A 1,113-nucleotide genomic window follows, 5' to 3' on the forward strand; every position below is an offset into this window, starting at 1 on the left:
CAGTGTCAAAGCAGAAGAAGCGCAGCCAACAGTATCACCGGAAAGTACAAGTCAGAGTGAGACAGCAGCACCTGCTGAAAAGCTGAAGGCTCCGGAAGCAGTCAGTGATAGAACGGGTTCCCATTCACTGACGATTCAGACAAAAGCGGGCTGGCAGTACAGTATATCCACTGAAGAAGATCTTCTGGGGACAGACTGGACAGATCAGACAAAAGAAGATGGTGAATATACATTTGATCATCTTAACGAAAATACCGTTTATTACATTCAGGGAAGAACAACAGATGATGCGGGCAATGTAACAGATGTATCAGAGGTCCTGTCAGTTTCAACAAAGCCGGCAGAGAAAGAAGAAAAGCAGGATTCTGCTGAAAGCACGGCTTCTCCTGCTTCAGAAACGGCTGAACCTGAAGCGAGTGAAACACCTTCTTCTGATGAAGCTGCCAGCACGGAATCTGCAGAAGTACAGGCTACAGAAGCTCCGGTACAAGTCAATAAGATGATGGCCAAGGTAATGACGGTCACTGTCAAAGCAGGTGAAAAGTATCAGAATGGACACTGGTACTTTGTTAAGAGTGATGGCACTAATGCGACTGGCATTACGAATATCGGGTATAAGACAGTTTACTATAACAAGAATGGTGAGATGCAGTTTGGTGTCTTCAGAGGTGATGATGGGAAACTGTATCTGTCAGATGCCGTAGACGGCACACTTGTGCAGAAACAAGGTGAGAAGTACGTAAATGGTCACTGGTATTATGTAAAGGCAGATGGAACGCTGGCGACCGGTGTCACCAATATCGGTTATAAGACAGTTTACTATAACCAGAATGGAGAGATGCAGTTTGGCACGTTCACAGACAGTGAGGGTAAGCTGCGTCATTCTGATTTGGTAGATGGTACATTGAGTCAGAATGGCTTCGAGTATTACAACAATGGTCATTGGTATTATGTAAAAGCAGATGGCAGCTATGCGACCGGTGTCACCAATATCGGTTATAAGACAGTTTACTATAACCAGAATGGAGAGATGCAGTTTGGTTATTATCGCGACAGCAATGGCAAACTGTGTCACTCAGATCCGGTAGATGGTACATTGAGTCAGAATGGCTT

General features: G+C 44.9%; 1 pseudogene. It reads left to right on the forward strand.

Annotated elements, in window-relative coordinates:
• Positions 1-1,113 (forward strand): annotated as a pseudogene (locus tag MOZ60_RS11525) (hypothetical protein); the annotation flags it as partial.

It is taken from the genome of Grylomicrobium aquisgranense, assembly GCF_033971865.1.
Classification (GTDB): domain Bacteria; phylum Bacillota_I; class Bacilli_A; order Erysipelotrichales; family Erysipelotrichaceae; genus Bulleidia; species Bulleidia massiliensis.